29 protein-coding genes are annotated in these 26,515 nt (G+C 66.1%); 12 read left to right on the top strand and 17 right to left on the bottom strand.

Annotated features, from left to right (window positions below):
- Positions 1-63: 63 nt before the first annotated feature.
- The gene (locus RJT48_RS02050; RefSeq protein WP_311170565.1) at positions 64-1,398 is read left to right on the top strand and encodes a ribonuclease catalytic domain-containing protein; all 1,335 of its coding nucleotides are present in this window, start codon (positions 64-66) and stop codon (positions 1,396-1,398) included.
- Positions 1,399-1,596: 198 nt separating this feature from the next.
- On the opposite strand, the gene RJT48_RS02055 is transcribed toward RJT48_RS02050, so the two are convergent.
- Both RJT48_RS02055 and RJT48_RS02060 read right to left on the bottom strand, forming a co-directional pair.
- Positions 1,597-1,830, bottom strand: coding sequence for a DUF7385 family protein (locus RJT48_RS02055; protein ID WP_311170566.1), 234 nt, complete (start codon positions 1,828-1,830; stop codon positions 1,597-1,599).
- 32 nt (positions 1,831-1,862) lie between these two features.
- The gene (locus tag RJT48_RS02060; RefSeq protein WP_311170567.1) at positions 1,863-2,621 is read right to left on the bottom strand and encodes a rhomboid family intramembrane serine protease; all 759 of its coding nucleotides are present in this window, start codon (positions 2,619-2,621) and stop codon (positions 1,863-1,865) included.
- Between the two features lie 318 nt (positions 2,622-2,939).
- On the opposite strand from RJT48_RS02060, the gene RJT48_RS02065 reads away from it, so the two are divergent.
- Positions 2,940-4,259, top strand: a complete 1,320-nt coding sequence (locus RJT48_RS02065) for a TIGR00341 family protein (RefSeq protein ID WP_311170568.1) — start codon at positions 2,940-2,942, stop codon at positions 4,257-4,259.
- A gap of 80 nt (positions 4,260-4,339) precedes the next feature.
- Positions 4,340-5,074: an SIMPL domain-containing protein gene (locus RJT48_RS02070; RefSeq protein ID WP_311170569.1), complete on the top strand. Its 735-nt coding sequence runs from the start codon at positions 4,340-4,342 to the stop codon at positions 5,072-5,074.
- 37 nt (positions 5,075-5,111) lie between these two features.
- Here RJT48_RS02070 and RJT48_RS02075 read toward each other — a convergent pair whose 3' ends face one another.
- Together RJT48_RS02075 and RJT48_RS02080 are read right to left on the bottom strand one after the other, a co-directional pair.
- Positions 5,112-6,371, bottom strand: coding sequence for an MgtC/SapB family protein (locus RJT48_RS02075; RefSeq protein WP_311170570.1), 1,260 nt, complete (start codon positions 6,369-6,371; stop codon positions 5,112-5,114).
- 53 nt (positions 6,372-6,424) lie between these two features.
- Positions 6,425-7,399, bottom strand: a complete 975-nt coding sequence (locus tag RJT48_RS02080) for an NOG1 family protein (protein ID WP_311170571.1) — start codon at positions 7,397-7,399, stop codon at positions 6,425-6,427.
- Positions 7,400-7,509: 110 nt separating this feature from the next.
- On the opposite strand from RJT48_RS02080, the gene RJT48_RS02085 reads away from it, so the two are divergent.
- Positions 7,510-7,872: a DUF5518 domain-containing protein gene (locus tag RJT48_RS02085; protein ID WP_311170572.1), complete on the top strand. Its 363-nt coding sequence runs from the start codon at positions 7,510-7,512 to the stop codon at positions 7,870-7,872.
- Between the two features lie 30 nt (positions 7,873-7,902).
- Here RJT48_RS02085 and RJT48_RS02090 read toward each other — a convergent pair whose 3' ends face one another.
- From RJT48_RS02090 to arcS, 6 genes are all read right to left on the bottom strand, one after another.
- Entirely contained in the window at positions 7,903-8,412 is a 510-nt protein-coding gene (locus RJT48_RS02090; RefSeq protein ID WP_311170573.1) for a DUF367 family protein, read from the bottom strand.
- A gap of 77 nt (positions 8,413-8,489) precedes the next feature.
- Positions 8,490-8,804: a HalOD1 output domain-containing protein gene (locus RJT48_RS02095; protein WP_311170574.1), complete on the bottom strand. Its 315-nt coding sequence runs from the start codon at positions 8,802-8,804 to the stop codon at positions 8,490-8,492.
- 266 nt (positions 8,805-9,070) lie between these two features.
- Complete coding sequence (locus RJT48_RS02100; RefSeq protein ID WP_311170575.1) at positions 9,071-9,625, bottom strand: hypothetical protein; 555 nt, start codon at positions 9,623-9,625, stop codon at positions 9,071-9,073.
- A gap of 256 nt (positions 9,626-9,881) precedes the next feature.
- Positions 9,882-10,289 (bottom strand): DUF7971 family protein, encoded by a 408-nt coding sequence (locus RJT48_RS02105; RefSeq protein WP_311170576.1) that lies wholly within the window; start codon positions 10,287-10,289, stop codon positions 9,882-9,884.
- Between the two features lie 48 nt (positions 10,290-10,337).
- The gene (locus RJT48_RS02110; protein WP_311170577.1) at positions 10,338-11,105 is read right to left on the bottom strand and encodes a carbon-nitrogen hydrolase family protein; all 768 of its coding nucleotides are present in this window, start codon (positions 11,103-11,105) and stop codon (positions 10,338-10,340) included.
- Between the two features lie 3 nt (positions 11,106-11,108).
- Positions 11,109-12,947: an archaeosine synthase subunit alpha gene (gene arcS / locus RJT48_RS02115; RefSeq protein WP_311170578.1), complete on the bottom strand. Its 1,839-nt coding sequence runs from the start codon at positions 12,945-12,947 to the stop codon at positions 11,109-11,111.
- A gap of 104 nt (positions 12,948-13,051) precedes the next feature.
- Between arcS and RJT48_RS02120 the strand changes: the two genes are divergently transcribed.
- The gene (locus tag RJT48_RS02120; RefSeq protein WP_311170579.1) at positions 13,052-13,558 is read left to right on the top strand and encodes a pyridoxamine 5'-phosphate oxidase family protein; all 507 of its coding nucleotides are present in this window, start codon (positions 13,052-13,054) and stop codon (positions 13,556-13,558) included.
- A gap of 130 nt (positions 13,559-13,688) precedes the next feature.
- On the opposite strand, the gene tgtA is transcribed toward RJT48_RS02120, so the two are convergent.
- Positions 13,689-15,218: a tRNA guanosine(15) transglycosylase TgtA gene (gene tgtA / locus RJT48_RS02125; protein ID WP_311170580.1), complete on the bottom strand. Its 1,530-nt coding sequence runs from the start codon at positions 15,216-15,218 to the stop codon at positions 13,689-13,691.
- Positions 15,219-15,348: 130 nt separating this feature from the next.
- Here tgtA and RJT48_RS02130 point away from each other — a divergent pair, with 130 nt between their 5' ends.
- Together RJT48_RS02130 and RJT48_RS02135 are read left to right on the top strand one after the other, a co-directional pair.
- On the top strand, positions 15,349-16,176 hold the full coding sequence (locus tag RJT48_RS02130) for a M48 family metallopeptidase (protein ID WP_345784720.1): 828 nt from the start codon (positions 15,349-15,351) through the stop codon (positions 16,174-16,176).
- The gene (locus tag RJT48_RS02135) at positions 16,176-16,496 is read left to right on the top strand and encodes a hypothetical protein (RefSeq protein WP_311170581.1); all 321 of its coding nucleotides are present in this window, start codon (positions 16,176-16,178) and stop codon (positions 16,494-16,496) included. Before RJT48_RS02130 ends, RJT48_RS02135 begins: the two co-directional genes overlap by 1 nt.
- Before the next feature lie 24 nt (positions 16,497-16,520).
- Here the strand turns inward: RJT48_RS02135 and RJT48_RS02140 are convergent, their stop codons facing one another.
- The 4 genes from RJT48_RS02140 to RJT48_RS02155 form a co-directional block, all read right to left on the bottom strand.
- Positions 16,521-17,342 carry a CPBP family intramembrane glutamic endopeptidase gene (locus RJT48_RS02140; protein WP_425604689.1) on the bottom strand — a complete coding sequence of 274 codons (822 nt, stop codon included), beginning with the start codon at positions 17,340-17,342 and terminating at the stop codon, positions 16,521-16,523.
- Positions 17,343-17,364: 22 nt separating this feature from the next.
- Entirely contained in the window at positions 17,365-17,967 is a 603-nt protein-coding gene (locus RJT48_RS02145; RefSeq protein ID WP_311170582.1) for an NUDIX hydrolase, read from the bottom strand.
- A gap of 204 nt (positions 17,968-18,171) precedes the next feature.
- Positions 18,172-19,491, bottom strand: coding sequence for an NHL repeat-containing protein (locus RJT48_RS02150; protein WP_311170583.1), 1,320 nt, complete (start codon positions 19,489-19,491; stop codon positions 18,172-18,174).
- Between the two features lie 130 nt (positions 19,492-19,621).
- Complete coding sequence (locus RJT48_RS02155; protein ID WP_311170584.1) at positions 19,622-20,017, bottom strand: VOC family protein; 396 nt, start codon at positions 20,015-20,017, stop codon at positions 19,622-19,624.
- Between the two features lie 111 nt (positions 20,018-20,128).
- Here RJT48_RS02155 and RJT48_RS02160 point away from each other — a divergent pair, with 111 nt between their 5' ends.
- The 5 genes from RJT48_RS02160 (at position 20,129) to RJT48_RS02180 (ending at position 23,944) form a co-directional block, all read left to right on the top strand.
- A complete protein-coding gene (locus RJT48_RS02160; protein WP_311170585.1) occupies positions 20,129-21,175 on the top strand; it encodes a metal-dependent hydrolase in 1,047 nt (348 codons plus the stop codon).
- Between the two features lie 284 nt (positions 21,176-21,459).
- The gene (locus RJT48_RS02165) at positions 21,460-21,720 is read left to right on the top strand and encodes a DUF5658 family protein (protein WP_345784729.1); all 261 of its coding nucleotides are present in this window, start codon (positions 21,460-21,462) and stop codon (positions 21,718-21,720) included.
- 114 nt (positions 21,721-21,834) lie between these two features.
- Positions 21,835-23,328 (top strand): molybdopterin-dependent oxidoreductase, encoded by a 1,494-nt coding sequence (locus RJT48_RS02170; protein ID WP_311170587.1) that lies wholly within the window; start codon positions 21,835-21,837, stop codon positions 23,326-23,328.
- Between the two features lie 40 nt (positions 23,329-23,368).
- The gene (locus RJT48_RS02175) at positions 23,369-23,641 is read left to right on the top strand and encodes an ArsR/SmtB family transcription factor (protein WP_311170588.1); all 273 of its coding nucleotides are present in this window, start codon (positions 23,369-23,371) and stop codon (positions 23,639-23,641) included.
- Complete coding sequence (locus tag RJT48_RS02180) at positions 23,642-23,944, top strand: DUF8036 family membrane protein (protein ID WP_311170589.1); 303 nt, start codon at positions 23,642-23,644, stop codon at positions 23,942-23,944.
- A 21-nt stretch (positions 23,945-23,965) separates the two neighbouring features.
- Here RJT48_RS02180 and RJT48_RS02185 read toward each other — a convergent pair whose 3' ends face one another.
- Together RJT48_RS02185 and RJT48_RS02190 are read right to left on the bottom strand one after the other, a co-directional pair.
- Positions 23,966-24,991 (bottom strand): glycoside hydrolase family 26 protein, encoded by a 1,026-nt coding sequence (locus tag RJT48_RS02185; RefSeq protein ID WP_311170590.1) that lies wholly within the window; start codon positions 24,989-24,991, stop codon positions 23,966-23,968.
- On the bottom strand, positions 24,988-26,292 hold the full coding sequence (locus tag RJT48_RS02190; RefSeq protein ID WP_311170591.1) for a glycosyltransferase family 2 protein: 1,305 nt from the start codon (positions 26,290-26,292) through the stop codon (positions 24,988-24,990). The genes RJT48_RS02185 and RJT48_RS02190 overlap by 4 nt, the downstream gene beginning before the upstream one ends.
- Between the last annotated feature and the right edge of the window lie 223 nt (positions 26,293-26,515).

Raw genomic sequence — 26,515 nt, forward strand, 5'->3', positions numbered from 1 at the left:
TCCCGAGCGGTTCGGTCTCCCCGGTGCGACACCACTAACTACCTCTCGACAGTAGAACCCGGTATGTCAAACGACGCGCAGTCACAGGCCGGGACGGCCGAGGGCCAGGGCCCCGTCGAGATCTCGCCCGACGTCGCCCGGCAGCTGCAGGAGAAACGCGAGGAGCTCTTCGCGGAGTTCGAGCTCCGCGACGAGTTCCCGCCGGCGGTGCTTTCCGAGGCGCGCTCACGGACCGAGGGCGTGCAGGAGGAGATCGAGGCGGAACTCGACGACCGCCGGGACCTCCGTGACCTGACGACGTGGACGACCGACCCGGTCGACGCCCAGGACTTCGACGACGCGCTCAGTATCCGCGAAGACGAGGAGACCTACACGCTGTGGGTCCACATCGCCGACGTCACTCATTACGTCCACCCGGACTCGGAGATGTGGGAAGAGGCAGTCGAACGCGGGAACACGGTGTATCTCCCGGCCTATACGGTCCATATGCTCCCGCCGGTCCTCGCGGAGACGGTATGCTCGCTCGTTGCAGGCGAAGATCGGTTGGCCCACACCGTGGAGATGGAGATCAGCAAAGAGACGCTATCCTTCGAGACGGTCGACATCTACAAGTCGGTGATTCACTCCGACGAACGGCTGACGTACACGCAGTGTGAGCACCGCCTCGACGACCCCGAGGCGCCGCTCCACGAGGAGAACGTCCTCGTCTACGCGCTGGCGGAACAGCTGCACGAACAGCGGAAGGAGGACGGCTCGCTCGTCCTGAACCCCAGCCGGGACCGCGCGCACACGATCATCGAGGAGTGTATGCTGAAGGCCAACAAGGCCGTCACGCACGAACTGATGTGGAACCGCGGCGTCGAGGCGATGTACCGGGTCCACCCGCAGCCGACCCCCGATCAGTGGGACGATGCGCTGCGGGAGATCACCGAACTCGACGGCGTGAACATCTCCGGGGCCTCCTGGGACGACCCGCGGAAAGCCGTCAACGACGCCTTAGAGAACTCCGAAAAGCGGGCGCTCAACAAGATCCAGCGCGCCGTGCTCAAGGTGATGCCCCGCGCGAAGTATATGAACGACCCCTTCGGTGGCCACTACGCGCTGAACTTCGACATCTACGGCCACTTCACCTCCCCGATCCGCCGGCTGTCGGATCTGATCAACCACTGGATCGTCCACGAGAACGACGTCCCGGAGGAACTGGTGGAACTGTGCGACCACGCCTCCGAGCAGCAGAAAGACGGCGAGACTGCCGAACGGCTCTACAAGCAGTTCTTAGAGGAGGTCGGCCTCGACGCCCACGCGGTGAACAACCGCGGGATCGTCACCGTCGACGAGGACGGGACCGTGATCAACGAGCAGGGACTGCCGCCCGAAACACTCGATAATCGAGAGTGAGATCGGGGCCGATCCCACGCCGTTCGTCACGCTACCCTTCCCGCGACGACGCCTGTCGTCCTTTCGTCACGCTACCCTTCCCGCGACGACGCCTGTCGTCCTTTCGTCACGCTACCCTTCCCGCGACGACGCCTGTCGTCCTTTCGTCACGCCGCCTTTCCCGCGACGACGCCTGTGGCGGGGGCGTGGGCGTCCCAGCTACTGCTTGTGCGTGAAAAGCAGGACTTCGTCCTCGTGTGTCGTCACACAGAGGTCGAGCAGCATACTGAGTTCGAGGCTGTTGTACTCGTCCTCGCATATGACCAGGTCGTCGAACGGGTCACCGCACGCGGGACAGGCGATGCTCACGGTGTTCCGATACGTCGTCACCCCGCCGGCCGACTCGTGCGGCGTCAGCGACGCGGTGAGTTCGTCGTACTCGCTGTCCTCCATCGTCCCCACGATGGGAACGATCCGTCATAATTCTACTCCTCGTCGGCCCCCTCTGTGGGGGAAATATCCGCCACTGACGCCCCGGTGTGTCCGTCCGAGCGGTGGTCAGAGTTCCGTGATCCGTGGTCGGCGCAGTCGCTATCGACAGTGAGCCCGGTCCCGACGCCGACGAGGAGCCCCACCGCGTGGCCGACGTTGACCGTCGCCGGCGACAGAAGCACGAGTGCACCGAGCGACTGGACGCCGACGAGGCCGACGGCACAGACGCCGAAGAGCACCGCGAGCAGTTCGGGATCGGTCACCCGTCCGTGGTCGGGGAGGTGGACTACGGCGAACCCGGCGGCCGCGAAGACGACGCCGCTGATTCCGTAGACGGCGATGTGGGCGTCGGCGCCGAAAACGGTCCCCCACCACGCCAGCGCCGCGATCGATCCGACGGCCGCGATCGCTGCCATCGCGGCGTAACGTCGGGTCGAGAGGTGCGACTCGGCGATCCGGGCGAACGCGAACAGCGTGACGACGTTCGGGACGACGTGTTCGAGGCCGCCGTGAAGCAGCGGCGACAGGGGCCACGCGAGCCACGGCGCCTGGAGGTAGACGTAGTTCGTCGTCACGAACACCGAGGGGGCGTCCCAGAGGGCGGTCCCGAACGCCTGTGCCGCGTACACCGCACACACCGCGACCGCGAGGAAGTCGGTGACCGGCGCCGACAGCGAGCGGTGCTGGGCGAGGGCGGAGCGCACCCCGTTCTCGAACGGCCTGAGCAGGTTCGCCACCGAGACACGCCGCATCGCGTAGGTCTGGGGCTGCGATCGATATGAGTGCTTGGGGCGCAGGTTTATATCCGATCGCGGGGCCAGCGTCCCCGTGACGTAGATTCGGCCCCGCGCCGTCCGCGGTTGTCCGGCACACCGGCGCGGGGATCTGGGGTCGTGCCGGCTGTTCGCCTTCCACCGCGAGCCGATCGTCGGATGAGTGTCCGATATCCCTCCGCCGCCACCCGACGGATGGATGTTCGATTTCCTTCCGTCGCCACCCATCGGATGGGGGTTCGATCTCCTTCCGCCGCCACCCGTCGGATTCTTGTCCCGCCGGCGTGACCGCCCGGTGTGCGACTCGTTCAGGTGATGGTTCCGACGGGGAAACGCGAGGCCGTCCTCGACGTCCTTGACGAGGAGGACGTCGATTACGCCGTCTCCGACGAGACCAGCGGCCGGGACTACACCGCCGTCGTCACCTTCCCGCTGCCGACGGCGGCAGTCGAGCCGATTCTGGAGGACCTCCGCGGCGTCGGCATCGAGCGGAACGCCTACACCGTGATTGTTCAGGCCGAGACGGTCGTCTCCGATCGCTTCGAGAAGCTGAAAGAACGCTACGAGTCCGACGAGGAAGAGGCCAGCAACGGCGACCGCATCGCCCGCGAGGAACTCGTCGCCCGCGCCGAGGAGATGTCGCCGACGATCCGGCCGTACGTGCTGATGACCGCGGTCAGTGCGATCGTCGCGACCGCCGGGCTTCTCCTTGACTCGCCTGCGGTCGTCGTCGGTTCGATGGTGATCGCGCCGTTGATCGGTCCCGCGATGGCCGCGAGTGTCGGGACCGTCGTCGACGACAACAAACTCGCCGTCCGCGGCATCAAACTCCAGGCGCTCGGCGGCGTCATCGCCATCGGTGCGGCCGCTATCTTCGCGTACCTGATCCGGTCGGCCAACATCGTTCCACTCTCCGCCGGGGAGGTGTTCGCGATCGGCGAGGTCCGGGAACGACTCGCCCCGGACGTTCTCTCGCTCGTGATCGCGCTCGGAGCGGGCGCAGCGGGCGCCGTCTCGCTCGCCTCCGGGGTCTCCTCGGCGCTCGTCGGTGTGATGATCGCCGCTGCCCTGGTCCCGCCGACGGCGGTCGTCGGGATCGGTATCGCCTGGGGGGCGCCGGAAGCCGTTCTCGGCTCCGCAGTGCTCGTCCTCGTGAACATCCTCGCGATCAACCTCGTCGCGCTCATCGTGCTCTGGCGGATGGGCTACCGACCGAAACTCTGGTTCCGGGAGGAGGAGGCACGCGCATCGACGATCAAGCGGATCGCGGCGCTGGCTGTGGTCCTCCTGCTTCTCACGGGGTTACTCGGTGCGTTCACGTACAGTTCCTACCGGACCGCCGACTTCGACGAGAACGCCACCGCCGCCATCGAGGCTGAACTGCCGCCGGAGGCGACGCTGCTCGATTTAGAGGTGGTCTACGAGGGGTTCCCCTTACAGACTCCGCGGACCGTCGTCGTGACCGTCGGATACCCGCCGTCGGAGTCGCCGCCCGACGTCGGCCCGCGTATCCGTGAGCGCGTCACTGACCTGGCCCCCGAGCCGATCGGCCCGTTCGGACAGCGGGACGTCCGCGTCGAGATCCAGTACGTCGCCGTCGACCGCGCCGCCGGGTAAGCCACCGCACGCTCCGAAAGACTCAAACAGTTCCTTTTGTCAAGCGCGCGTTGATTATCTGTGCCGACGTACTGACGGGTATGAACCGACGACTCGGTATCGGTGCCATCGTGATCGCAGCGCTCCTCTTGCTCGCAGGATGCAGTGCTCCCCTCCAGACCACCGGCAGCGACGCGCCCGCCGAATCACAGCGGACGATTTCCACGAGCGGCAGCGGCGAAGTCTCTGCCGACGCCGACCGGGCCATCGTGACCGTCGCCGTCACTGCCCGTGCGGACAGCGCCGAGGCCGCCCGTGAATCCGTGGCCGCGAACGCCTCGACGATGCGTGAGGCGCTCCGCGGTGCGGGCGTCGACGACGACGCGGTGACGACCGCCGCCTACCGCGTCCGGGCGATCTCGGACGTCGACCGCAAGACCGAGCAGCGCGAGATCGTCGGGTACGAGGCGGTCCACGCCTTCCGCATCGAGACGACGCCCGACGCGGCCGGTACCGTCGTCGACACCGCAGTCGGCAACGGCGCGAGCGAGGTTCGGAGCGTGCAGTTCACGCTCACCGACGAGACCCGCGCGGAACTCCGCGAAGAGGCGCTCGAACGTGCGATGAGTGACGCGCGAGCCGATGCCGACGTTATCGCGTCATCGGCCGACCTGACCGTGACCGGCGTCAAATCGGCAGCGACCGGCGGCGGTCACGCACCAGCCTACGAAGTGCGTGCGACCGCAGCCGACAGCGGCGGCGCGCCGACGCAGTTCGACGCCGGATCGGTGACCGTCTCGGCGACCGTCGACGTGACGTACACCGCCGTCGAATAGCAGTCGACCGGCTGATTTGCGGCCCGAATCGGGACGGTCAGACCGTCAGCGCGAGAATGACGACGCCGCTGGCGACGACAGTGCCCAACACGAGCACGACGAGCCGTCCGAGTCGATAGGTGCCGAGGAGGAACGCTAAGGCGGCCTTGACGAACGTGTTCGCGATCGCGGCGATGACGATCCCGGTCGTTGCCACTTCCGTCGAGACCGTCCCCTCGGCGGCGAGTCTGCTCAGCGTGAGCGTCATCGCGTCGACGTCGGCGAGTCCGGAAAAGAACGCGGTTGCGTAGATTCCCGACGCGCCCAGCCACTGGTTCGCGTACTCCGAGACGAGGAGCACGACCGCGAAGATCGCGCCGAACAAAAGCGCCGGACGCAGCCGAAACGGGTTGTTCAGTTCGTCCGGTTCGACCGTCTCCTCGGCCGACGTCCGCCAGTACAGCACGGCCGCCGCGACCGCGCCGACCACGGTCATCGCCCCCATCGGGAGCGCGACGCTCGGGAGGAGGGCGGGATTGACTACCGAGACCTCCACGAGCGCGCGGGGGAACATCACGACCGACGCGGTAACGACGGCAAACGCGCAGACGCGATACAGCGTCTCGTTTTGTGCGGTCTTGCCCGCCATCGACACCGTCGTCGCCGTCGAGGAGACGAACCCCCCGATCACCCCGGTGACGGCGATCCCGCGTTCGGGGCCCAGAACGCGGCCCAGGAGATACGCGACGAATCCCAACCCGGTAACGAACACGACCATCAGCCAGACGAACCGCGGGTTGAGTCCGTAGAGTACCTCCAGGGACCGGTTCGGGAGCGACGGGAGGACGACGAGGACGATGAGGATGAACTTCGCCGACGCGCGTCGTTCGCTCTTCTCGATCCGGTCTGCGAACTTGTGGATCGGATCCTTCACCGAGAGCAACACCGTGACGATCCCGCCGACGACGACGGCGAGCGTCGCTCCCTGATCCGAATGCATCGTCATCGCGCCGAGCAGAACCGCAAGCAGCGCCGCCATCAGCGTCGTCAGACCGAGGTCGCGCTCGTAGCGGACCTTCGCGCCGTATGCGACAGTCAGGGGCACGACGAGAATCCCGAACGCGAGCGGCAGCACGTCCGGGAAGAACGCGTAGACGAGCGCCCCGTAGAGCGCGAAAAGCGGGAACGTCCGGCTCCCAGCGAAGCTCCCCCCAGACTCGCTTTGCTCGCGTTCTAACCCGAGGAGCGCGCCGAGGCCCAATGCGACCAAAAGCCGGAGGATGAGTTCCGACAGCGGCGCAGTGGCGGGTTCGATCATTATCTATCGGTGGCGGCCGTTCCGTCCACCGGTCCGTTTCTCCACCCCCGTGCTTATTCTTGGCGGGATGGCGGAATGTCCGGTTCCCAGCCGACAGCCTCGACGGCCGCATCGAGTACCGCGTCGACGCCGTCACCGGTTTCGACGCTCATCTGATAGTCAGCGTCGACGTCGTGGGAGCGGTCGCTCTTGTTGTTCACCGTCAGCACCGGCACGTCGCGTTCACGGAAGCGTGCGGCGACGGAGTCACGCAGTTCCAGTTGCGATTCGAGTGGATAGCCGCACGCTTCGCTGGCGTCGAGGACGAAGATGACCGCGTCCGCGAGGTGTTCGAGCGCGCTGGCCGCCTGCCGCTCGATGTCGTTCCGCTCGGCCGCCGGCCGGTCGAGCAGTCCCGGCGTGTCGATGATCTGATACCGGATCCGGTCGCGCTCGAAGTGGCCGACGTGGACGCCCTTGGTGGTGAAGGGGTAGCGGGCAATCTCGTTTGTCGCCCGCGTGACCCCGTTGACGAAGGAGGACTTGCCGACGTTGGGGTAGCCGGCGACGACGATGGCCGGTTCGTCCGGGCGGATGTCCGGGAGGTTCTTTAGCGCGTCACGGGCCTCGCCGATCCGTTCGAGGTCGCCGGCGACCTCCTCGACGACATCGGCCATCCGGGCGAACGCCTGCTTCCGGTGTTTTCGAGCCGCCTCGGGGTCCGTCTTCCGGAGCTTCGGCTGGTACTCCCGGCGGAGCTCGGCCACCTGCCGGCTCGCCCACGTCACCTCCGAGAGGCTCTGTCTGAGTTCGTCGACGTCGACGATGGCGTCGGCAATCTCGTAGTAAAACGGGTCGACCGTCCCGAAGTCGGGCCACTCTGTGACGACGTTCTCCAAGTTATCCGAGAGGATCGAGGCTGCCGTCTGCAGCATCGACTGCTGGGCCTCCAGCCCGGACTTCGCCCGCCCAGCACGGGCCGCCCGCGAGAACGCCTTGTCGAGAAGTTCCTCCGACCGGGGCGTCGTCGGAAGGGACTCGAAAATCATATTACTCACGTTACATCGCCGAACGGTAAAAGCGCGTCCGTTCGGCGGGCGTTCGAGTTTTTCGACGAATAGCCGCGAAGGTTTTGTCCGTCAAACGCGTCCACAGCAGTATGAGTACGAACTGGCGGGCCGTCGGTATCGGTTTCGTCGTGATGCTCGTCGTCGGCACGTTCGGCCTGTGGCTCCCAATCGTCGGACAGGTCGGCGCCGGCCTCGTCGGGGGATTCGTCGCCGGCTACCTCGCCGGCGGGGTCGGCAACGGCGCGTGGAACGGCCTTGTCGCGGGGTCGCTATCCGGGATCGCAGTCTCGCTTCTCGCCGCGTTACTCGGCGGGGTGATCGGGCTCGCCGGCGGACCGCTGGGTGGGATCCTCGGCGGGGCGGGGGTCTTCCTCGTGGGCATCGTCATCACGCTGCTTTTCGCGATCGACAGTGCCATCGGTGGCGCAATCGGCGGGTTGCTCAACCGCTGAGCGTCCGGCCCGGAGCCAGTTTGAACGATTTCACTCCTCCCCCCGATCGAGGTACTCTTCTTGGACGGCGATCACTTCGGCCGAGTCCTCGCAGTCGGCATAGCGGGTCAGCGGCTCCTCGTTCAGTTCCAGGAACGTGTGGCCCCAGGTAAACTTCGAAAGTAGCAATTTGGCGCGGTCCCGCCGGCCGAAAATGGTGAGCGCGGCGGCGAGTGCCTCCACCGTCGTCAACTGCATCGGGCGGCCGAAGTTGACCGGGTTCGCAGCCACGAGATACGGTAACGCGCGATGCTCGCCGGGCAGCGAAAACCGGGCTTCGCCCGCGGACTCCCAGGAGCAATCCAGCGCGACGAGCGGTCCCGTGTCGGCGTCCGCCGGTGAGAGCGCGCGTTCGGCGTGGGGATTGAGGACGACGCCGTGCGGCGTCTCGCGGTCCGACCGGTGCAGCTCCACGAGATCGAAGCGGGCGAGCTTCCGAGCTGTGCACTTCTCGGGGTCGTCGTCGCCCTCGTAGCGCACGTGCAGCGCGTCGTCGGTCACAGCCGACTGGAAGCGGTCCCTGGCAAAAAGGTGTTCGTCACTGCCCGATGCGGTACCGGCCGTTTCGATAGCCTAACTCAGTGTTCGACAGGCCTCACCCCGAGCGCGTCTCCGGACTCCTGTCTGATTTCGACCGTCCCGTCCGCCGAGACGCGGACGCTGTGTCCCGAGACGGGGAACACCACGCTGGCGTCGTCGGCGGAGGCGAGAAACTGCTCGGCGGATTCGACGTCGACCGCGTGATACAACGGCCCGTCCTCCAGACAACCGTCTTCGCCCAGGGCGGTGGCGATCGTGGCGTCGAGTTCCGTCAGCGCTCCGAAGTCGTGCTGGGCCACGGTCTTCCACCCGGTTTTTCTCCCCTGTTCGATGTTCGATCGTCGCTTGATCATACCTGATTGTTGGGAGGGATTGATAAGAAACAGGTCAATACTGCCGCTCAAGTTTAGCCGGATTTAGCCGAATCAGATTTTAAGCAGGGCTTTATCGGCAGGAAGGAGGAGTGTACTGACCATCCAGGGTCCGATCACCGCAGTTCCGATAGCCGCACGCGATTACACAGCGTCTCTCAGAACGAACAGATCGAAATAGCCAACGGAACTGAGATCGACGTTCCAGTCGCATATCCGTGCCTGTTCTCCGGTGCGGGACCAGGTTCCTATTCGGGGCGCCATCGGCCACCGATTTCGTCGCGAGGATAGTCCCGATACGTCCCATCCAAGAACGTGGTGACGCGCCCGTCCTCTTCGCTCAGTGTGACCGCCCAGATGACGTCCTCACGGAGCGAGGTTTCCAGTGCACTCAGGTGTTTAGTTCCCATCCAGTCGGCGGGATTGAGTTCGTCGATGCCTGGGACATCATCCCGCGGGGGATTCCGGACACGCACCATCTGTTCTTGGATCGTCCCGTCCGCGGTGACGATAATCGCCCCATCCTGCGTCATCGCCACGTCTCGCGCGACTTCGGTGAACGTATCTAACGATTCGGTGACGATTTTACACCGGTTGACCGGCCACTTGTTCGCGCCGAGTGGGTCAGTGTATCCGTCGAAACTCATCTCGGCGACGATCAGAAAGTAGAGGCTGGGGCCGGAGACGTGCTGTTCGCCCCACTGATCGAACTGCAGACTTATTGACTCCGCAGCGTACCTGATCTGGTCCATAAGCGTCTGGCTCGTCGCGTATCGCTTTTTCACCCGATCGAGTGCATCCATAGTATCTAGACGTAGCTATCGACGGATTAAGCTTGTTCGGCGGCCCGCCCGCGTCGGTTCCTCTCCCGAGCAGTGAGCGTTCGCTCCCTGTCAGCCAAACTGCTGTAACGTCGTACCGCAGCTCACGCCATCCGGTGCTGCGATCAGCGGTACGTGGTTACCGCAGTCCGTCTCATAATGATTATTCTCACTTTTTACCGCCGGGGCGCCGTCAACGGGGATGGCACTCGGCGGTAAGAGACGAGAGTAATCGTTATTAGTCCCCGAATCGGATCCCGTCCTCGACGAGGCGATAGTTGCGCTCGCGGTCGATGTGCGCGGCGAGCCAGTCGTGCTCGTAGAGTTGGGCGATCAGTTCCGCATAGAGGTTTCGCCACGCGATCGCGTAGATCGGCGACTGGCCCCACGCCCGAAGCTCCGGGATGAACTCGTCGTGGGTCTCCATCCGGTCTTCGAGGTGCTCGATGGCGTCGACGGCGTAGCCCGCCGCTTCCGACTCCGAGTCGGCGGATTCGATCGCATCCTTGAGGCTCCCCTCCAGCCCTGCAACGGCCTCCTGCATATCCGCGGCGGCGCTTTCGCCGTCGGCCGGCAGCGAGTCGATGATCGGCTGTGGGACGCCGAGCGAGAGTTCCCGGTCCGTGTCGGAGTTGTCTCCTGACATACCGCCATCGAGGGCGGCCGGGGTGAAAAAGTCGCCGTCGGCGGCGGTTTAGCCGGGGGAGACGCCCACGAGGTCGCGGGCGGCCGCGAGCGTGTCGCCGTCGAGGTCGGCGACGAGGTCGCCTTCCCGCCGGTCGAGTGTCGCGTGGATGCCGCCGTCCGGTCGCGCCACGAGCGACCGGCCGGCGTACTCGACGACGCTGGCGTCCGGGATGTCGCGGCGGCCGGTGCGCCCCGCGCCGACCGCCCAGCGGACGCCGTCGAGCGCCCGGGCGCGCACCAGCAACGTCCAGTTTTCGCTGTAGGTCCCGGGCCAGGCGCCGCTCACAAACAGGATGTCGATGCCGCGCCGGGTCAGCTCGGCGCTGTCGTCGACGAAGTTGAGGTCGTAACAGGTGAGCAGTCCGGCCGTGCCCGCGGGGGTCTCGACAGTCGTCAACTCCTCGCCGGCGACGAGGACGTCTTCCTCGCCCGACCACAGGTGTCGCTTTCGGTAGCGGGCCCGCGTGCCGTCCGGTGCGAGATAGAGGGTCGTGTTGTACAGGTCCTCGCCGTCGGTCTCGATGAAGCCGACGACGAGTGCGGTGTTTTCCGCGGCTGCGATGTCCTGCAGGCGGTCGATGCGCCCGTCGTCCGCTGGGAGTGCGACGTCGTCGATGCGCTCGTCGGCGACGAAGCCGGTGAGCGTGTGCTCCGGGAAGACGGCGACGTCGACCCGATCCGGCAGACCGACTACGCGGGATTCGACGGCGGCGACGTTGGCCGCGACGTCGAGGTCGGCGAACGCGAGTTGGCAGGCCGCGACAGTCGGTGGCATTCCTCACTCCCCGCGTTCTTCGACGTGGCGCACCTGCACCGCCTCGCCGCGCGTCGACTCGACCATCTCGCCGCCGAACATCCGCGCGCGGCCGACGGCGAAGGCCCGCGGCCCCTCGACGACGACCTCGTCGCCGACGCGGATGTCCTCGTCGGCGTCGACGACGCCCGGCGCGAGCACGCTCCCGTGCGGGACGAACTCGTCGATCTCGACGCGCTTCGTCGGCGCGTCGGAGTCGGCCCAGACGCGCGCGCCGGCGAGCGTGAAGGAGAGAACGCCGTACTGCGGGACCATCGTGGCGAGCTGCTCTCCGGGCCCGTTGTCGTCCTCGCTGTCCCCGTCTCGGACCTGGAGTTTGGGATAGCGGCTCGTCGTCCGCAACTCGACGTCGGCGAAGAGGTCGTCGCCGGCGCCGGGGCCGAACTGGTAGTCGGCGAGCGCCTTCACCGTGTTGTGCTGTCGCTTTCGCTTGCCGTACTTCAGTTCGCCGTCGAGCGTCGACATGAGGTTCCCGATCGACGCCGTCGTCGTCGGGTGGTCATCGACGGTGTACTCGAAGTCGACGTCGACGGCGGCCTCGACGCGCTCGCAGATCTCGCGGTAGCCGCCCTCGGGGACGTGGGCGACGACGCGCGGGTACTCGTTGCGTTCGAGATACCGGCGGAGGACGTCCGCGACGAACGACTTCTCGGCCTCGGACCACCGGCCCGTGACGACCGTGTCGTAGTGCTGGGCGGGGTAGGTGAGTTCCAGTTCCATCGGCACGACGCCGATCGGGGAGGTCATCGAGACCTGATGGGCGCGGTACTGGATGGCGTCGTGGAACTGGGCGTGGCTCTGGGACTCACTGTACGGTTTCGTCGCCGAACAGGGGACGAGCACGAGCGGATTCGAGAAGCGGTTCCGGTAGCGTTCGGTCACGCGCTCGGCGAACCGCTGGATCTCGACGCGGCGGAGCGTATCTTCCGACGCCGCGGCGAGTTCGGTGTCGCGGATGACGGGCGTCCGTTCTTCGAGGTAGGTGTACTGGTCGTCGAATTCCCGGAACGCGGCGGTGAGCCACTGGTCGTGGCGCGCCTGCCCCTCGATGTAGTCCCGGAGGCGGCCGTCGCGGATCCGCCGCCGGATCGTCGCGAGTTCGGATTCGAGTGCGTACTCGTTGTGGTCGGCGCAGTCCTCGCGGTCGAACGCCGCGGCCTGGGCGGCGCTGGAGGGGCCCCCGGACGGATCGTCGGGATCGACGTCGAGGCGCTTGCCCTGACACGCCGGGCACGAACACGGGAGTTCGTCTAAGTCTTCGAGGAAGTGCTCCCCTTCCGAGGTGAGATAGAAGCCCTGCAGCCCGCGGACCCGCGCTCGCTTGGCGTCGAGAAGGTCCACCCCCGCGTAGACGAGCGTCGCGGCGTTCCGCGGGGTCGCGACGCCGGAGAGATACAGCGCCGTATCGGCGGGTAGCGCCTCCCGGGCGGCGATGATCTCGTCGCGGAAGGCAGAGGCGTGGCCGACGAACCCCTGAGCGTCCGAGAGGATGTACGCGTCCGCGCCGTGGTCTGCCGCAGTTCGGCTCGTGACGACCGCGGCGCTCGGGAAGTCGACGTCGGGGTAGTCGACGGCGAAGGCCTCCTCGACGCGCTCGTCGGTCCCGGCCGGGAACGCCCGATGCGGGAGTACTGTCAGGATCTCCCGGTAGCCTTTGGGGACGTCGCGCTCGTCCGTCCAGAGGCTCCCGGCGTCGTCGATGCTCCCGTCGACGAGCGCCGGTGTCGTCAGCGGATCCGACAGGCGGAGTTCGCCGAGTCGGGCGGCCCCGTCACGCCCGTGGATCTCGAAGTAATCGGTCATACACCCGTATGGTCCGTCGACCGCCAATTATCTGTCTGTTTGTGAGCGGCTCTCACCGCGGATTCGGCCCGCGCGCTTTTTGCGGTTGCCTCCGAGGATCGGGTATGTATGTCACCGGTTCGTGGTCCCTGGCGGAGGCGAGTGAGTTCCTCCGCGCCACGCGCGTCCCCGTTCGGCTCTCGTATCACACGCCGGACGGAAACCTCTGGATGCTCTCGCTGTGGTATGCGTGGGTCGACGCCGACGACTCCGACACCGCGAGTGCGAGCGATGCCGAGTCACCGCCCGAACTCCGCTGTGCGACGAGTGCGGACGCCGACGTCGTCGAATACCTGCGGCACGACCCCGCGGTCGCGTTCGAGATCTCGACGAACGACCCGCCGTACCGGGGCGTCCGCGGTCGCGGCACGGTCACGATCGAACCCGACGTCGACAAGGCGCTGCTGCGGTCGCTGTTCGACCGCTACCTCGGCGGGACCGACAACGACCTCGCCGGGATGCTCCTCGATCCTGACCGCGAGGAGGTCAAACTCCGGATCGCACCCGACCGCGTCCACTCGTGGGACTTCTCCGACCGGATGGCGGACGTGTCGACGGCCGACGGGGAGTAATCAGTATGAGTCCGGCGACTGGTTGTCCGTCCCTCGTTCACTTCGGCGACTGTTGGTCCGTTCCCCGTTCACTTCGGCGACTGTTGGTCCGTTCCCCGTTCACTTCGGCGACTGCTGGTGCGTCATCCGTTTACTCCGCCGACTCGTGGGCGTCGTCGGCGTCGGCGCTATCGTCGCCGTCCCCGCGACTCCCCCCGCGGGCTTCGACCGCGACACCGTCCGGCACCCGCGACAGCGCCGACTTCGGCCAGCCGTCGTGCGTCAGGACGAACGACGAGTCCGGATTCGCCGCGACGAGCGCGGCGATCCCCTCGGCCGCCGCCTCGTAGGCCGCCCGGTCCGTCCGCTCGGGTGTTTCGGCGGTGAGCGGGTACGTTCCCGACAGCGCCCGGGGGAACGGGCCGAACGGCGGGACGATCCGCCAGACGGCGTCGTAAGCGTCGACCGAGGGTTTGCTTCCCTCCGTGAGCAACACGCGCTCGTCGGCGTCGAGCCGCGAGAGCCGCTCGTGGTGACGACGCACCTCCGGGCGGCGCGCCGACTCCGTCGAGAGGTGGAAAAAGGAGCCTTTCGAGACCGGATCCTCGCGTTCGAGCTGTTCGACGTGATCCAGGAGTGTCCGGTAGCCGTCGAGCATCGCCGGATGCGCCCGCGCTCGCGACTCGACCAACTCCAGGAGGTTCCCCGATCGGATCGCCTGCTTGACCCGCCGGATCTCGGCGAAGGAGACGTGGAGATTGTGAGCCGCAAGGAGCCGTTCGCGCTCCTCGCCGTCGCAATCACGCAGGTCCGCTGGGGTGTGCGCCGAACAGACCGGACACGAGCAGGGGAAGTAGTCCAGGTCTTCGAGGTGTTCGGTGCCGCGGACCGTCAGGTAGCGATCGTCGCGGGCGTAGATGGCGTAGGCGGCCGAATCGAAGAGGTCACAGCCGGCGGCGACCGCGAGCGCGAACATCATCGGGTGGCCGGCGCCGAACAGATGCACCGGGGCGTCGCGACCGAGTCCCCGTTTCGCGGCGGCGACGACGTCTATCATCTCCGCGTACCGGTAGCTGTTCATCAGCGGGACGACCGCACCGATGGGGAAGACGTCGAGGTCGGTTTCGTCCGCTCGGCGGCCTGCAGCCTCGCGGAGCTCCGGATAGGTCGAGCCCTGGACGGGGGCGTTCACGAGCATCTGCCCCGTGTCGACGGTCTCGGCGTCTGCAAGCGCCGTCGCCGTCTGATCGAGTTCCCGCTCCGCCCGTTCGCGACCCACGTCCGGCGGCGTCGGGATGTCCACCGGCGTCCCCACGTCGGAGCCGATCTCCCGCTGGAACCGGAGGATCTCTTCGGTGGTCACGTCGATGTCGCCGTACTCCGAGAGCTGGAACGATCCCGAGTCGGTGACGATCGCGCCGTCGAAGTCGAGCAGGTCGTGGAGGCCAACGTCGCGGGCGGCCGCGTGGAGGTCCTCGTTCCGGTGGATGATGTAGGCGTTGGTGATCAGGATCTCCGCGCCGAACTCCGATTCGAGGCGGGCGGGCGTGATCGTCCGGATGTTGGGGTTGATGACCGGCATCAGCGCCGGCGTCTCGACTGTCACCCCCGCCCGGGGGATCGACAGTTCGCCGATGCGGCCGGCGGCGTCCCCGTCGCGGAGTTCGAAGTGATCGCGCATACCGGTGGTCTCGGCGGCGGACCGGTAAGTATCGTCGGATTCGCGGCGTTCGCGGACGGCCAGCCGCCGATGCCGCTTCCGTCTTCCAACCCACCGAGTATTTCCGTCCGCACAGACAAGCCGGCGCTGTATGCGTCACCTCGGACTGAAAGCGCGAATGGCGATCGTCGGCTCGATCCTGTTTGCGTTCTACGCCGTCGCGGCCGTGGTGCTGATGGCGATGTTCGGCGAGGGACTGTTGCCGCTCATCCTCGTCGGCAGCGTCGCCTTCGTCGGTGTCCAGTACAAAGTCGGCAAGTGGATGGCGCTGCGGAGCGTCGGCGCGGAGGACCTCTCCGAGGACCGCCATCCCGAGATTCACCGCCGCGTCGAGTCGCTCTCCCGCTCGATGGGGATCGAAAAGCCCCGGCTGATGATCGCGCGGATGGGCGTACCGAACGCCTTCGCCGTCGGGCGGAAGGGCGCGGGCACAGTCGTCGTCAGCGAGGAACTCCTCGCGCGACTGGAGCCCAAGGAGGTCGAGGGCGTCCTCGCCCACGAACTCGCGCACATCCGCAACCGCGACGTGGTGATGATGGTGCTGGGGCAGGGCGTCGCCTCCATCGTCGCCATCGTCGCCCAGTGGGCGGTGCTCCTGACCGGCGATAACGACATCGCGGACTTCTTCGTCGCGATCATCGTCGGCCAGATCACCCAGATGCTGGTGATGCTGTTCGTCTTCGCCATCTCGCGGTACCGCGAGTACGTCGCCGACAGCGACGCCGCCGACGAGATCGGCGGCGGTGAGCCGCTGGCGCGGGCGCTCGAAAAGATCAGCCGCGGCAACGAGCGGCGGGACGAATCCGCCGTCGACTCGCAGGTGAACGCGCTCTGTATCTTCGGCGAGGAGCGCGGCCTCGCGCGGCTGTTTGCGACCCACCCGCCGATCGAAAAGCGGATCGAACGCCTCCGCGGCTGATGGTCGACGTCCGGACGCTCGCGGCCGCCGTACTCGGGGTCGCGCTCGGCCTCCTCTTCGTCGCCGCGCCCAGGACCGTCATCCAGGTGCACACCGCCGGACGGCTGCCGGGTGGGAGACACGGCCGGTACGGCGAGGATGGGGTTTCCGGCGGTAGCGACGCGCGCAAGGAAACGGACGGAACCGATACAACGGACAGCACGGACGGGACGGCGTCTCCCGACGACGCCGGAGTACCCTCACAGTGGCGACGGCTCGTTCAGGCGGTCGGTATCGCGCTGATTCTCGGCGGGCTGTACTTCGGGTGGACGCTGGCGTAGGCCGCTCTGGCGGGGGATCGAAGGCTACAGCGGTACGATCGATAGCACTGTTTGCGGCATCGCATCGGGGCCCGAGTACTGCAGCGTGATGTACAGCAACGAAAACAGCGTCGCGTTGTACGCGCCGTGGATCAACGCGGGGACGACGAGGTTGTCTGTGAGTTCATAGACCGTCCCGAACACGAGCGTCGGCAGGACGAGCACCGAGATGCTGACCAGCCGCGCCTGGGGCGCCCCCGAGAGCGAGAAGTAGTGGATCGACGCGAAAAGCAGGCTCGCGAGTACGATCGCCGCGGGTACCGGCAGCGCTTCGCCGAGCCGGTTCTGGACGACGCCGCGGTAGAGCAGTTCCTCGCCGGGGCCGATCAGGAGGAACGACGCCGGGATCAAAAGCAGGAGGATCTCGGGGTTCTGCATCCCGGTCTCGGCGACCGTATTCGGCGCCGTGTCGGCGTTGGCCGCCGAGATGACGATCGAGGCCACAACGAGCAAGGCAAACGACGCGACGTAGCCGGCGACGACGAACGCGATTTCGCGGAGCGACGGCACAGCGATTCCCACGTATTCGAGTCCGACCCCGCGATACCGGAGGTATCCTAACGCGACGCCGCCGAACCCGACGCCCGTCGCGAGCGCCAGCGAGAGGACGATACTCAAAAGCGGGGTGATCGAGACTCCGGCGAGCGTGAGCGCGATCACGGCGGCAATAACGAGGACTGCCCCGACGCCGATTCCGACGGCCGCAAGCAGAACGGCGACCGCGAACGCGCGGAGGACCTTGCGGACCGGATCGGACGGCGACGCCGACTCGTCGGTATCGCCGACAGGGTTCAGTTCGGAGGACACACGCTGGCTACGTGCTCGGGCGTCAAAGTCCTTCGTCTCCCGCTTCCGTCCGAGCGCCCAGTCGCTGCCAGCGGTCGGCGAGTTCGTACCGGGTCACGCCGACGACGGTACGGCCGTCGCGGACCTCGCCGTCGAGAACGGCTTGCAGGAGGTCGTCGTAGTCGGTGACGGCGACGCGGATGCTCTCGTTGAAATCCAGATCCTGCTCGGCGGTCGGTTCACACCCGCGGGCCAGCACGTAGTGGTGGACGCTGTTCAGCAGGCCGTTGCTCGGTTCGATCGTGAACAGGTGCGAGAACGAGTCGGCCTCGTAGCCCGTCTCTTCGGCGAGTTCCCGGGCGGCGACGGCGGCGAGGTCCTCGTCGTCGGGTTCGGTGCTCCCGGCCGGCAGCGCGTGGTTGACCCGGTCGACGGCCTGCCGCCACTCGTCGATCAACACGACGTCGCCGTCGGGGGTAAAGGGGAGGACCACCACCGCGGGCGGTTCCTCGACGTAGTGGAAGTCCGTCTCGGTGCCGTCGGGTAGCACGACCTCGTCACGGCGCACGTCGAATCCCGGGCAAGTGTAGTCGATCTCGCTGTTGGTTGTCTGCCATGTCAGGTCCGCATCCCTGTCGTCAGTCATACCCCACCATTGCCGACTGAAGTTTATATATGATGCCGGGGCCAGCGCCCCCGTGACGTAGGAACGGCCCCGCGTCGGGCAGCGGTTGCTCGGCACGTCGGCGCGGGTGCGGAGGGACACATCTGTGCCGACTGTTCGCCCAACACTCGCCTCCAGGCACCTGACACGGCGACAGTTCGACGTACCCGGAAGGCCCAGCTGCGACTATTCCCGCCGGAACCGCTCGCGGACGACGAGCCCCAGCCCCACGAGCACACAGACGAGCGACACAAGCGTGACGGCGACGTGCGCCTCGGTGAACCAGAAGGGTGTCTGCACCCCCGTCTGGACGATGACCAGCAGGAACGACAGCACGGGGATGTCGCGGCCCTCCCCGATCGTCGTCGCCTCGCCGTCCCCGTCCTCAGCGTACGAGACGCCGCCGACTGTCTCGCCGGCGGGCAGTCGCTCGGCCTCGTAGGGCACCTCCGGCGTTCCGTAGCTCCAGACTGTCGCGCCCGAGCGGTTGACCTCGACGACCCGCTTGTTCAACGAATCCGTGATCAGGGTGTTGCCGTTGGGGAGCCGATCGGCGTCGCGCGGCCAATTGAACGTGACGCCCTCGGCGGCGTAGATCTCCCAGGCGACCTCCCACTCGCCGCCGTCGGTCCGCTGGAGTTCGACGATCCGGTCGTTGTGGCTGTCGGCGACCAGGACACGGCCATCACCGAGCCACTGGGGGTTGTGCTGCTGCCGGAGCAGCGTCGGATCGCCGCGGGGTGTCGGGTTCCCGCCTCCCGTCCCGTCGCCCTCGTTGATCACCTCGACGACGCCCTCGCCGCGCTCGACGATCACGAGCTGGTGGGCGTTGCGGACGGAGACCAGATAGCGATCCTCCGAGATGACGTCGACGTCGTTGATGTGGAGCCAGTCGGTCCGGGTCGGATCTTCGGGGGCGTCGTAGCGCGAACTAGCGTTCCACTGCCAGGTGATCTCTCCGCCCTCGACGGTGAAGATCCGCTCGTGCTCCATATCGGTGACCAGGAACTCCCCGGAGTCGAGCAGTTCGACGTCGTGCACCTCGCTGTTCGCGCGCGTCCGAACCGGGAAGGAGTACTCGTATTCGATCTCCGGATCGGCCGCGCTGTCTTCGTTCGGATCGATGATCCGGAAGCCGGTGTGGGTGCACGGCGACTCGTACGGCCCGCAGTCCTCGTAGCCGTCCTGCATAAACCCGGCCATCACGCTGCCGTTGTCCAGCATCGTGACGTCGAAGTAGCTGTCAGTGTCGCCCGCCCGCCAGGCGGTCTCGCGCCCGTCGAGCAGGTACACCGAGCCTTTCTCGTGGAGGCCGGGACCGCCGCCCTGGGACCCGACGAGTGTCTGTCGCGCATCGCCGTCGTCGGCGGCGCCGACGTTCGGCGCGAGCGCGGCGCCGACAACGAGGGAAGCGGCGAAGAGGACGACGCCAACGACGACGAGTGCGGCGCCCGCCCGCGCTCCGGAGAGCGGGACGCCGCCGACGGAGGGGACCTTAGGAGCCATCGACTGCGTGTTGCAAACAGGAGCGGCGAGAAAAACTGTTCGGTGTGTCGGCTACGGGATCCGTGAGCGTGTCGGCTACGGGATCCGCGAGCGACCCGTCACGGAACTGAGTCAGCCGCTGGTTGGTGGCTCACTCGCGCTCGGCTTTCAGTTCGATGCGGTATCCGAACGGATCGAGAACGTACACGGCCGGTGCGACGCCCGTTGCGCCCACCGGCGAGGTTAGTCGTCGCTCGATTTCGACGCCGGCGGCGTCGAGTGCGGTCTCGATCCCTTCGATTGTGTCGTCGACGCGGACGGCAAGGTGGTCGTAGCCGTCGCCGGGGTCCTCGAAGGACTCTTTGGGCTCCAGGTGGAGCACCGCGCCCGGCGCGAGCCGAACCGAAAAGAACGGCTTCTCGCCCGATTCGTACCGTTCCATCCCCTCGATCCCGAATCCGAGCGCGTCACGGTAAAACGCGCAGGCGGTCTCGACGCCGTCGACGGGGATCAGAAGCTTCGCGTGGTCGATTTCGGTCGCGTTCACGGGGAGACGTTCGGCGTCCGAACGCAAAAGTCCGGGTGTCGATCCGCGCCGCTTCCGGGAGGTCGCCAACCGAAGACCTATTCCCTGCCGCGAGCAGAGCCGACGTGAGCGATGTTCGTCGGTCACGAGTTTCTCGCGTTTGCGCTGGCCGGCGGAGCAGCGCGTTGGCTCGGCTGCGACGACGCGGCGGCGCTCCGCCTCGGTGCCGTCGCCACGCTTGCGGCGCTGTTGCCGGATCTCGACATCGTCTACGCGGCCGCGACCTACGCTGTCGCGGTCGCGGGCGGAACACCCGTGGGTTGGGAGGCCTTCTGGGGGGTCGCGAACGCGGTCCATCGGATCGTGACCCACCCGCTCCCCGTCGGCGCCGTCGCTGCGCTCGTGTTCGGGGCGGCTGCCGCGCTGGCGGCTGTTCGCGGCTCGATCGCAGACGACGGTCGATCCTCGCTCCGAACGTCTGTTCGGACCGGTGCCGTCCCGGCCGTCCTCGCTGCGGCCGGCGTCGCGGTACTTCTGCCGGCGTTCCGTACCACTGTCGGGACTGCCGCGGCACTCGTCGCGGCGGCGTTCCTGGTCTGTGTCGGCGCTGCCGGGTGGTTCGTGGCCCGCAGTTCGTCGAGTTCAGCCACTGGAGTGACCCTGGCTGCGGCCGTCGGCTTCCTGACCCATCCCTTCGGCGACGTCTTCTTGGCGCGGCCGCCGCCGCTTCTGTCCCCGCTCGGCCCGCCGATCCTCGTCGAGCGCGTCGCGCTCGCGACTGATCCTACCCTCGAAATCCTGGCTGTCCTCTTCGTGGAACTCGCGAGTGTCTGGTTCGGCGTGATCGTCTTCTCCCACCTTTCGCCCGTCGGGTTCGGCCGACTTCGCGAGGTGCTCGACCGACGCGCTGCACTCGGTGTGGCGTACGCCGGGACCGTGTTCGTCCTGCCTCCGCCGACAATCGTCGATGCGCACGTCCTCGGCTTCACCATCGTCCCGCTTGCGGTCGCCGTCGGTCTCTGGACCGGCCACCCTCGTCGGATCCGACCCGTGATAGACGAGGGTGCAAATCGTCGCCCCCACTCCTCGAAGAAGACCGTCTATAGGGGGTTCATAACGGGACTGGCAACACTCACGGTGGCTGCGATCGCGTACACGGGCGTTTATGTGCTCGTCTAAGTCGGGACCGTGACGGATATACTATCGTACTGACATAATCTTCATTACACGTAGTCTATAAAACATATTCAGACAACACGTGTGCACCGCGATGTGTCGGTTGCGGGCCGATACTCGGTAGGCTCAGGGATGCAATGCAATCGGTCGACTGCGATGGCCGCGACTGGGTCGGCGCGGTAGACAGTTCGACAAGTGAACGAAGATGGAAGCAAACTCGGACACCTCGATTGGGCTGCTAGACGATCTGACGCCGCTGTGGTGGCAGGGCGCGATCCTGTTTTTTTATCTTCGGAGACACGGTGACGACGCTGATCGGTCTTCAGATGCACACCGTCGTTGAGGCGGGTCCGGTCGCCGCTCGCCTCGTCAACACGTTCGGACTGGCGCTGCTGCCCGCAGTCAAAGTGGCCCTCATCGGTGGCTTCTATGGCGCGTATCGAACTGTCCCGCACCCACACCGCATCGGCGTCCCGCTCGGACTGTGTGCGCTGGGATTCGTCGTCACCGTCTGGAACGGTGCAGTCATCTTCGCGGCGATTCTGTGAGCCCGCTCGCTCCGGATTGAAGAGGACCAGCCGGGGCGCATCCGGGGGAAATTTGAACGGAGTTTGGTCCGATGTTGAAAAAGTCGTTTTACCTGGGGCTGTGTCGGCAATGGTATGCGCTGGCCAACACGTCCAAACGCGGCGTTCGCGGTTCTGGCTGGGATCGCGGGGGTCGTCGGCTCGTTCGCCGTCGCCGGGTACACTCGCCGGTTCGTCGTCGCACCCATCGACGCCCTGGTCGTTCGACTGTCGCCGGGCGCGATCGTCGCCTGGCTGATCCAGAACGTCGGCGAGGAGGCGCATCTCCTCCACATCGGGCTCTCCGCTGTCATCGCTACCGGCCTGCTTGCCGGGGCTGCTCTCGTCGGCCAAGCGGTTGCACGGCGGGGAGACTATCCCTTCTTCGGCGCCGGACTCGCTGGCGTGCTCGGCTGGGGGGTCACTGTACTGATCACGGGGGAGCCGTTGCTCGCGGTCGGCGCAGCCGTTCCCGTTGCAGTCGTCACGGGACTCGGAACCACGGTTTCGTCGGCACCCGATCACAGTCCCGCCCGGCGGCGGGTGCTCCGATCCGGGCTGGGCGTGCTGGGTTTCGTCGGCCTCTCGGTCGGCGTCGACCGATTCAGCGGCGGAACAGACGGCGACGAAACCGCCGGAACCGACGCCGGGATCGAGGGCGCCACCGCGAGCGCCGAAGTCACTCAGCGGCTCCAGCAGGCCGAATCGCAGTCGCTGGATTTCGCCAGTGACGACCTGCCGGGACTCGTCAGCCCCATCAAGGATTTCTACGGCGTCGACATCAACGAGTTCGACCCCGAGGTGCCGTCCGACGACTGGTCGATGACGCTCACCGGCGAAGTCGAAAGCGACGTGACGGTCACATTCGCCGAACTCACCGACCGCCCGACCGAACACCGCTACGTGACGCTGCGATGCGTCGGCGAACCGCTGAACGGCAAGCTGCTCGACAACGCGGTCTGGACCGGGACGCCGCTGAAGCCGCTGCTGGAGGCGGCCGACCCGAACGGCGAGTGCGGCTGCGCGATGCTCAGAGCCGAGGACGACTACTTCGTCCAGTTCCCGGTCGATGCGTTGGAAGATGCGTTCCTCGCCTGGGGGATGAACGGCCAGCCGCTCCCGAAATCCCACGGCCATCCTGTCCGGGTGCTCGTCCCCGGCCACTGGGGTGAGACGAACGTCAAGTGGCTCAGCGAGATCGAACTCCTGGACGAGGAGGTGGACGGGTACTGGGAGAGGCGCGGCTGGCACGGGACCGGTCCGGTGAGTACCGTCGCCAAACTCTGGGATACGACCGCACTCGAAGACGGCCGCCTCGAACTCGGCGGTCACGCTTACGCCGGGACGCGCGGAATCGATCGCGTCGAGGTGTCGACGGACGGCGGCGACACGTGGAACGACGCTGAACTCTCCGAGCCATTACCCGGCGACGACGTCTGGCGACAGTGGCGCTACCTCTTCGAGCCGAACGGGGCCCACGATGCCGTCGTGAGAGCAGTCGACGGCGAGGGGGCGATGCAGGTCGAAGAGGCGTCCGACCCCTACCCGAGCGGTGCGACGGGGTGGGTGCGCGAAACCGTCGAGCGGTGACCCCCGCACTGATACGTCTCGCATACGAGGGGTCGCACGGATGGAGAAGGCGCTCTGGTACCTGCTCGTCGGCACGCGCGGCGGCGAGAACCGCGCACGGATCATCGCGGCCATCGACGAGCAGCCGCGCAACGCCAACCAGCTCGCGGAGCAGCTAGAGGTCGACTACAACACGGTCCGGCACCATCTCGATATGTTACAGGAACACGACATCGTCGAATCCGGCGGCGACGCGTACGGGCAGCTGTACTTTCTGACCGACCGGTTCGAGAGCCACCGCGAGGAGTTCGAGCGCGTCCTGGAGGCGATGTGAATGGCGGGACTGATGGGCCCCTGGCTTCTGGTCGCGACCGTCCTCTCGGGGGCGAACGTCGTCCTCCTGGCAGTGCTGACGGGCGTTTGGGTGCGAAACTACCGCACCTTTGGATCGGAGATGACCGCGGGGCTGGCTGCCTTCGCCGCCGCGATGCTGCTCGAAAACGCGCTCGCGATCTACTTCTTCTTCAGCACGGGAATGCTGTACGTCGGCGACCCCGCGGTCCAGCAGGCCGTCGCCGCGCTCCGGGCGCTTCAGACCGTCGCGCTCGTGTTCCTCACGTACGTGACCGTGAAATAGGGGCGAGAGGTTGGTGCACGCCTACATGTCTGATTCGACAGACTCGGAGAACTGCCGAACTCCTCGCCGGAATCCGGGATACGTCTGATACCGTGTTCCTTTTATTTTGATCGTGTTCCCGCCGCGTGAACCGCCGAATACCTGCCAGTCGGTCTCTTTTTCGATGTCGAAGTATGCAACCAAGACAATATCCTCCCCGGCGAAGTACGAGAAGGCGTCCCGCAACCATTGTCCTTTCAGCGTCGAATCCGGACCCTCCAATGTCGCGGTCGTACAGCCGAACTCCGGGATGCAGACCGGTCGCGACGACACTTCCCGTATCCGGGCGAGCATCTGACCGAAGATCCTCTCAGGAGTCGCCCACTGACTCCACTCCTGGCTGGCGCCCCAATTGAAGCCGTCGACGCCGATCAGATCGACCACGTCGTCACCGGGAAACAGTGATTCCGCGGAGACGCCGCCTACATCGGCGTGGTTCACGGCCCAGATCCAGTCGACGCGGTCGGCGGGCACTCCCATTCGGCTGATCCGGCGATGGATACGGCGCCACGCACGCGCGAACATCGACGGCTCGGTCCCGGTCGCAGCCGGTGCCCACGGATACCAGTCGCCGTTCGGCTCGTGTAGTGGACGGAGCAGCAGCCGTCTGTCGTCACCGGAGGAGCCGGCATTGGGATCGCTGAGCCAGTCGGCGAGCGCACGTCCCCACGAGTCGATGTACTCGTCGTACTCCCCGGCGAGGATCCGTTGCAGGATGTCCGGAGGCGTCGCAGCCGGCGTCGGCGTGTAGGCTTCCCACGTGAAAAGCGGGATTCGACCGGCGGTGTGGATGGCCGTCAGCAGATCGATCTGCTCGGTGATCCTCTCACCGTCCCACGGCTCGAAGACGGTTTGGATGTCGAGACCGAACCCGAGCCACTGCTCCATCGCGTCGGCGCGGTCGAAGGACGCTGGAGCGCCCCCGAGAAACGCGCCGACCAGTCGCCTGGGACGGGTCTCGCGCGTGTCGTCGTACGTCGTCATCGGGCGGATAAAGAGCCGACTCACGGTCGATCCTCGGCGTTTGCGGACGCTACGCTGTTTTTGGTGTCGTCGGCCTCGGGGATCTCGTCGGCACTGCCGCGTCGGCCGCCGTCGGTATCAAGTGTGGCGACGATTTTCTTCGTCACGTCGAACGTTTTCGCGGGTTTGACCGCACCGTAGAGCGCGCCGATGGAGTGAATAGTGACGACGAAGGGAGTGAAAACCAAGAGGAGAGCCCACACTACCGCTGGCGGCCGGTAGGTCAGCAGCCCTATCACTGACCACGCGTACACGTGGGCCAAGAGCGTCAGGCTCAGCGCGATGTACGCCTCCGGGAAGAAAATCGGGAGGAGCGTCACGTCGACGAGCCCGACGTAACTGACTATCGATACCGCCCAGAGAACCGGACCAAAAGTCGAAAGTGCCCAGCCGAGATCCCGCATATCGTACAGGAGTCTGTAGCGGAACGGGAGCATATCGTGTCGCTGTCTCGTGCCCGTGAGCCACCGGCGGCGCTGTTTGATCATCGCCATGACCGACGGCGGGGCCTGATTGGCGAGATAGACATCTGCCACCGTAAGCGTCGCCCCGTGTTCGATGACGGCACGCCACGTGAACACCGAGTCCTCGACAATCGTCGCCGTATCCCACGTGACGGTGTCTTCCAGGCTGCTTCGAATGGCGATCCCGCCACCCCACGCGTAGAAAGGGATCTGGAAGAAGGGGAACGATCGCTGTTCGACGTTGAACCCGATGCGGTGGATTTCGCTCAAATACGGGAGCATTCCGCTCGTTTTGACCGGTCGCTCTCTGAACTGGATGATATCCGCGTTCGACGTGAGATCGGTCAGCGCGGACGCGTCGGTATCCTCGTCCAAGTAGAGGACGTACTCCCTGTCGGTTGGGTGTTCTCGGCGGGCCCACTCGACGGCCCGGCCTTTGTTCGTCGCCGTACATTCGAATTCCGACGGAACCACCAGTACGGTCGCATCCTTGACGGCAATCGGGGATTCCGCGACGACGACCACGTCGGTCAACGCGTCGGGAAGCGAGTCGACAGTCTGCTGGACGATATCGGCGTTGTCGATCGTGATGATCCGTGCCTGGATAGCGTCGAGTTCCCACCCGAGGTCATCCGGCGAGCTCCGCCGGTGCTGCCAGTTACGCAACGTCAGAATGCCGATCTCGTAGTCCCAGAAGATGACAGGTACTGCATAGAGCAACGCGAGGTGCCAGAGGACGAACGAGAGAAATACTTCTGGCTGGATCGGTCCTAACTCCGTCAACGCGTTCGATTGGCCGAAGACGGCGTCGACGACCCCCATTATGAGCAGCTTTCCGACGATATCTCACACTCTATACATTCTTTTATCGACACTATGTCATCCTCTCTCGTATAGAGGTCGCAGGTGATGATAACGATAGCGTATTTTTTTACCTGAAGATCGGCGCTAAGTCCCCTCACTCAAGAAACGAGCCGCGAACGCGGCGAGCGAGGAGAGTGGGGAGGAAGTCACCACAGTTCGATGGTCGATCCTGGATCCGAGT

Source organism: Halobellus ordinarius (assembly GCF_031823395.1).
Classification (GTDB): Archaea; Halobacteriota; Halobacteria; order Halobacteriales; family Haloferacaceae; genus Haloquadratum; species Haloquadratum ordinarius.

Coding starts and splice junctions, on each gene's coding strand:
- RJT48_RS02050 (WP_311170565.1), top strand. CDS start 64: ATGTCAAACGACGCGCAGTCACAGGCCGGGACGGCCGAGGGCCAGGGC.
- RJT48_RS02055 (WP_311170566.1), bottom strand. CDS start 1,830: ATGGAGGACAGCGAGTACGACGAACTCACCGCGTCGCTGACGCCGCAC.
- RJT48_RS02060 (WP_311170567.1), bottom strand. CDS start 2,621: ATGCGGCGTGTCTCGGTGGCGAACCTGCTCAGGCCGTTCGAGAACGGG.
- RJT48_RS02070 (WP_311170569.1), top strand. CDS start 4,340: ATGAACCGACGACTCGGTATCGGTGCCATCGTGATCGCAGCGCTCCTC.
- RJT48_RS02075 (WP_311170570.1), bottom strand. CDS start 6,371: ATGATCGAACCCGCCACTGCGCCGCTGTCGGAACTCATCCTCCGGCTT.
- RJT48_RS02080 (WP_311170571.1), bottom strand. CDS start 7,399: ATGATTTTCGAGTCCCTTCCGACGACGCCCCGGTCGGAGGAACTTCTC.
- RJT48_RS02085 (WP_311170572.1), top strand. CDS start 7,510: ATGAGTACGAACTGGCGGGCCGTCGGTATCGGTTTCGTCGTGATGCTC.
- RJT48_RS02095 (WP_311170574.1), bottom strand. CDS start 8,804: ATGATCAAGCGACGATCGAACATCGAACAGGGGAGAAAAACCGGGTGG.
- RJT48_RS02100 (WP_311170575.1), bottom strand. CDS start 9,625: ATGGATGCACTCGATCGGGTGAAAAAGCGATACGCGACGAGCCAGACG.
- RJT48_RS02105 (WP_311170576.1), bottom strand. CDS start 10,289: ATGTCAGGAGACAACTCCGACACGGACCGGGAACTCTCGCTCGGCGTC.
- RJT48_RS02110 (WP_311170577.1), bottom strand. CDS start 11,105: ATGCCACCGACTGTCGCGGCCTGCCAACTCGCGTTCGCCGACCTCGAC.
- arcS (WP_311170578.1), bottom strand. CDS start 12,947: ATGACCGATTACTTCGAGATCCACGGGCGTGACGGGGCCGCCCGACTC.
- RJT48_RS02120 (WP_311170579.1), top strand. CDS start 13,052: ATGTATGTCACCGGTTCGTGGTCCCTGGCGGAGGCGAGTGAGTTCCTC.
- tgtA (WP_311170580.1), bottom strand. CDS start 15,218: ATGCGCGATCACTTCGAACTCCGCGACGGGGACGCCGCCGGCCGCATC.
- RJT48_RS02130 (WP_345784720.1), top strand. CDS start 15,349: ATGCGTCACCTCGGACTGAAAGCGCGAATGGCGATCGTCGGCTCGATC.
- RJT48_RS02135 (WP_311170581.1), top strand. CDS start 16,176: ATGGTCGACGTCCGGACGCTCGCGGCCGCCGTACTCGGGGTCGCGCTC.
- RJT48_RS02145 (WP_311170582.1), bottom strand. CDS start 17,967: ATGACTGACGACAGGGATGCGGACCTGACATGGCAGACAACCAACAGC.
- RJT48_RS02150 (WP_311170583.1), bottom strand. CDS start 19,491: ATGGCTCCTAAGGTCCCCTCCGTCGGCGGCGTCCCGCTCTCCGGAGCG.
- RJT48_RS02160 (WP_311170585.1), top strand. CDS start 20,129: ATGTTCGTCGGTCACGAGTTTCTCGCGTTTGCGCTGGCCGGCGGAGCA.
- RJT48_RS02170 (WP_311170587.1), top strand. CDS start 21,835: ATGCGCTGGCCAACACGTCCAAACGCGGCGTTCGCGGTTCTGGCTGGG.
- RJT48_RS02175 (WP_311170588.1), top strand. CDS start 23,369: ATGGAGAAGGCGCTCTGGTACCTGCTCGTCGGCACGCGCGGCGGCGAG.
- RJT48_RS02180 (WP_311170589.1), top strand. CDS start 23,642: ATGGCGGGACTGATGGGCCCCTGGCTTCTGGTCGCGACCGTCCTCTCG.
- RJT48_RS02190 (WP_311170591.1), bottom strand. CDS start 26,292: ATGGGGGTCGTCGACGCCGTCTTCGGCCAATCGAACGCGTTGACGGAG.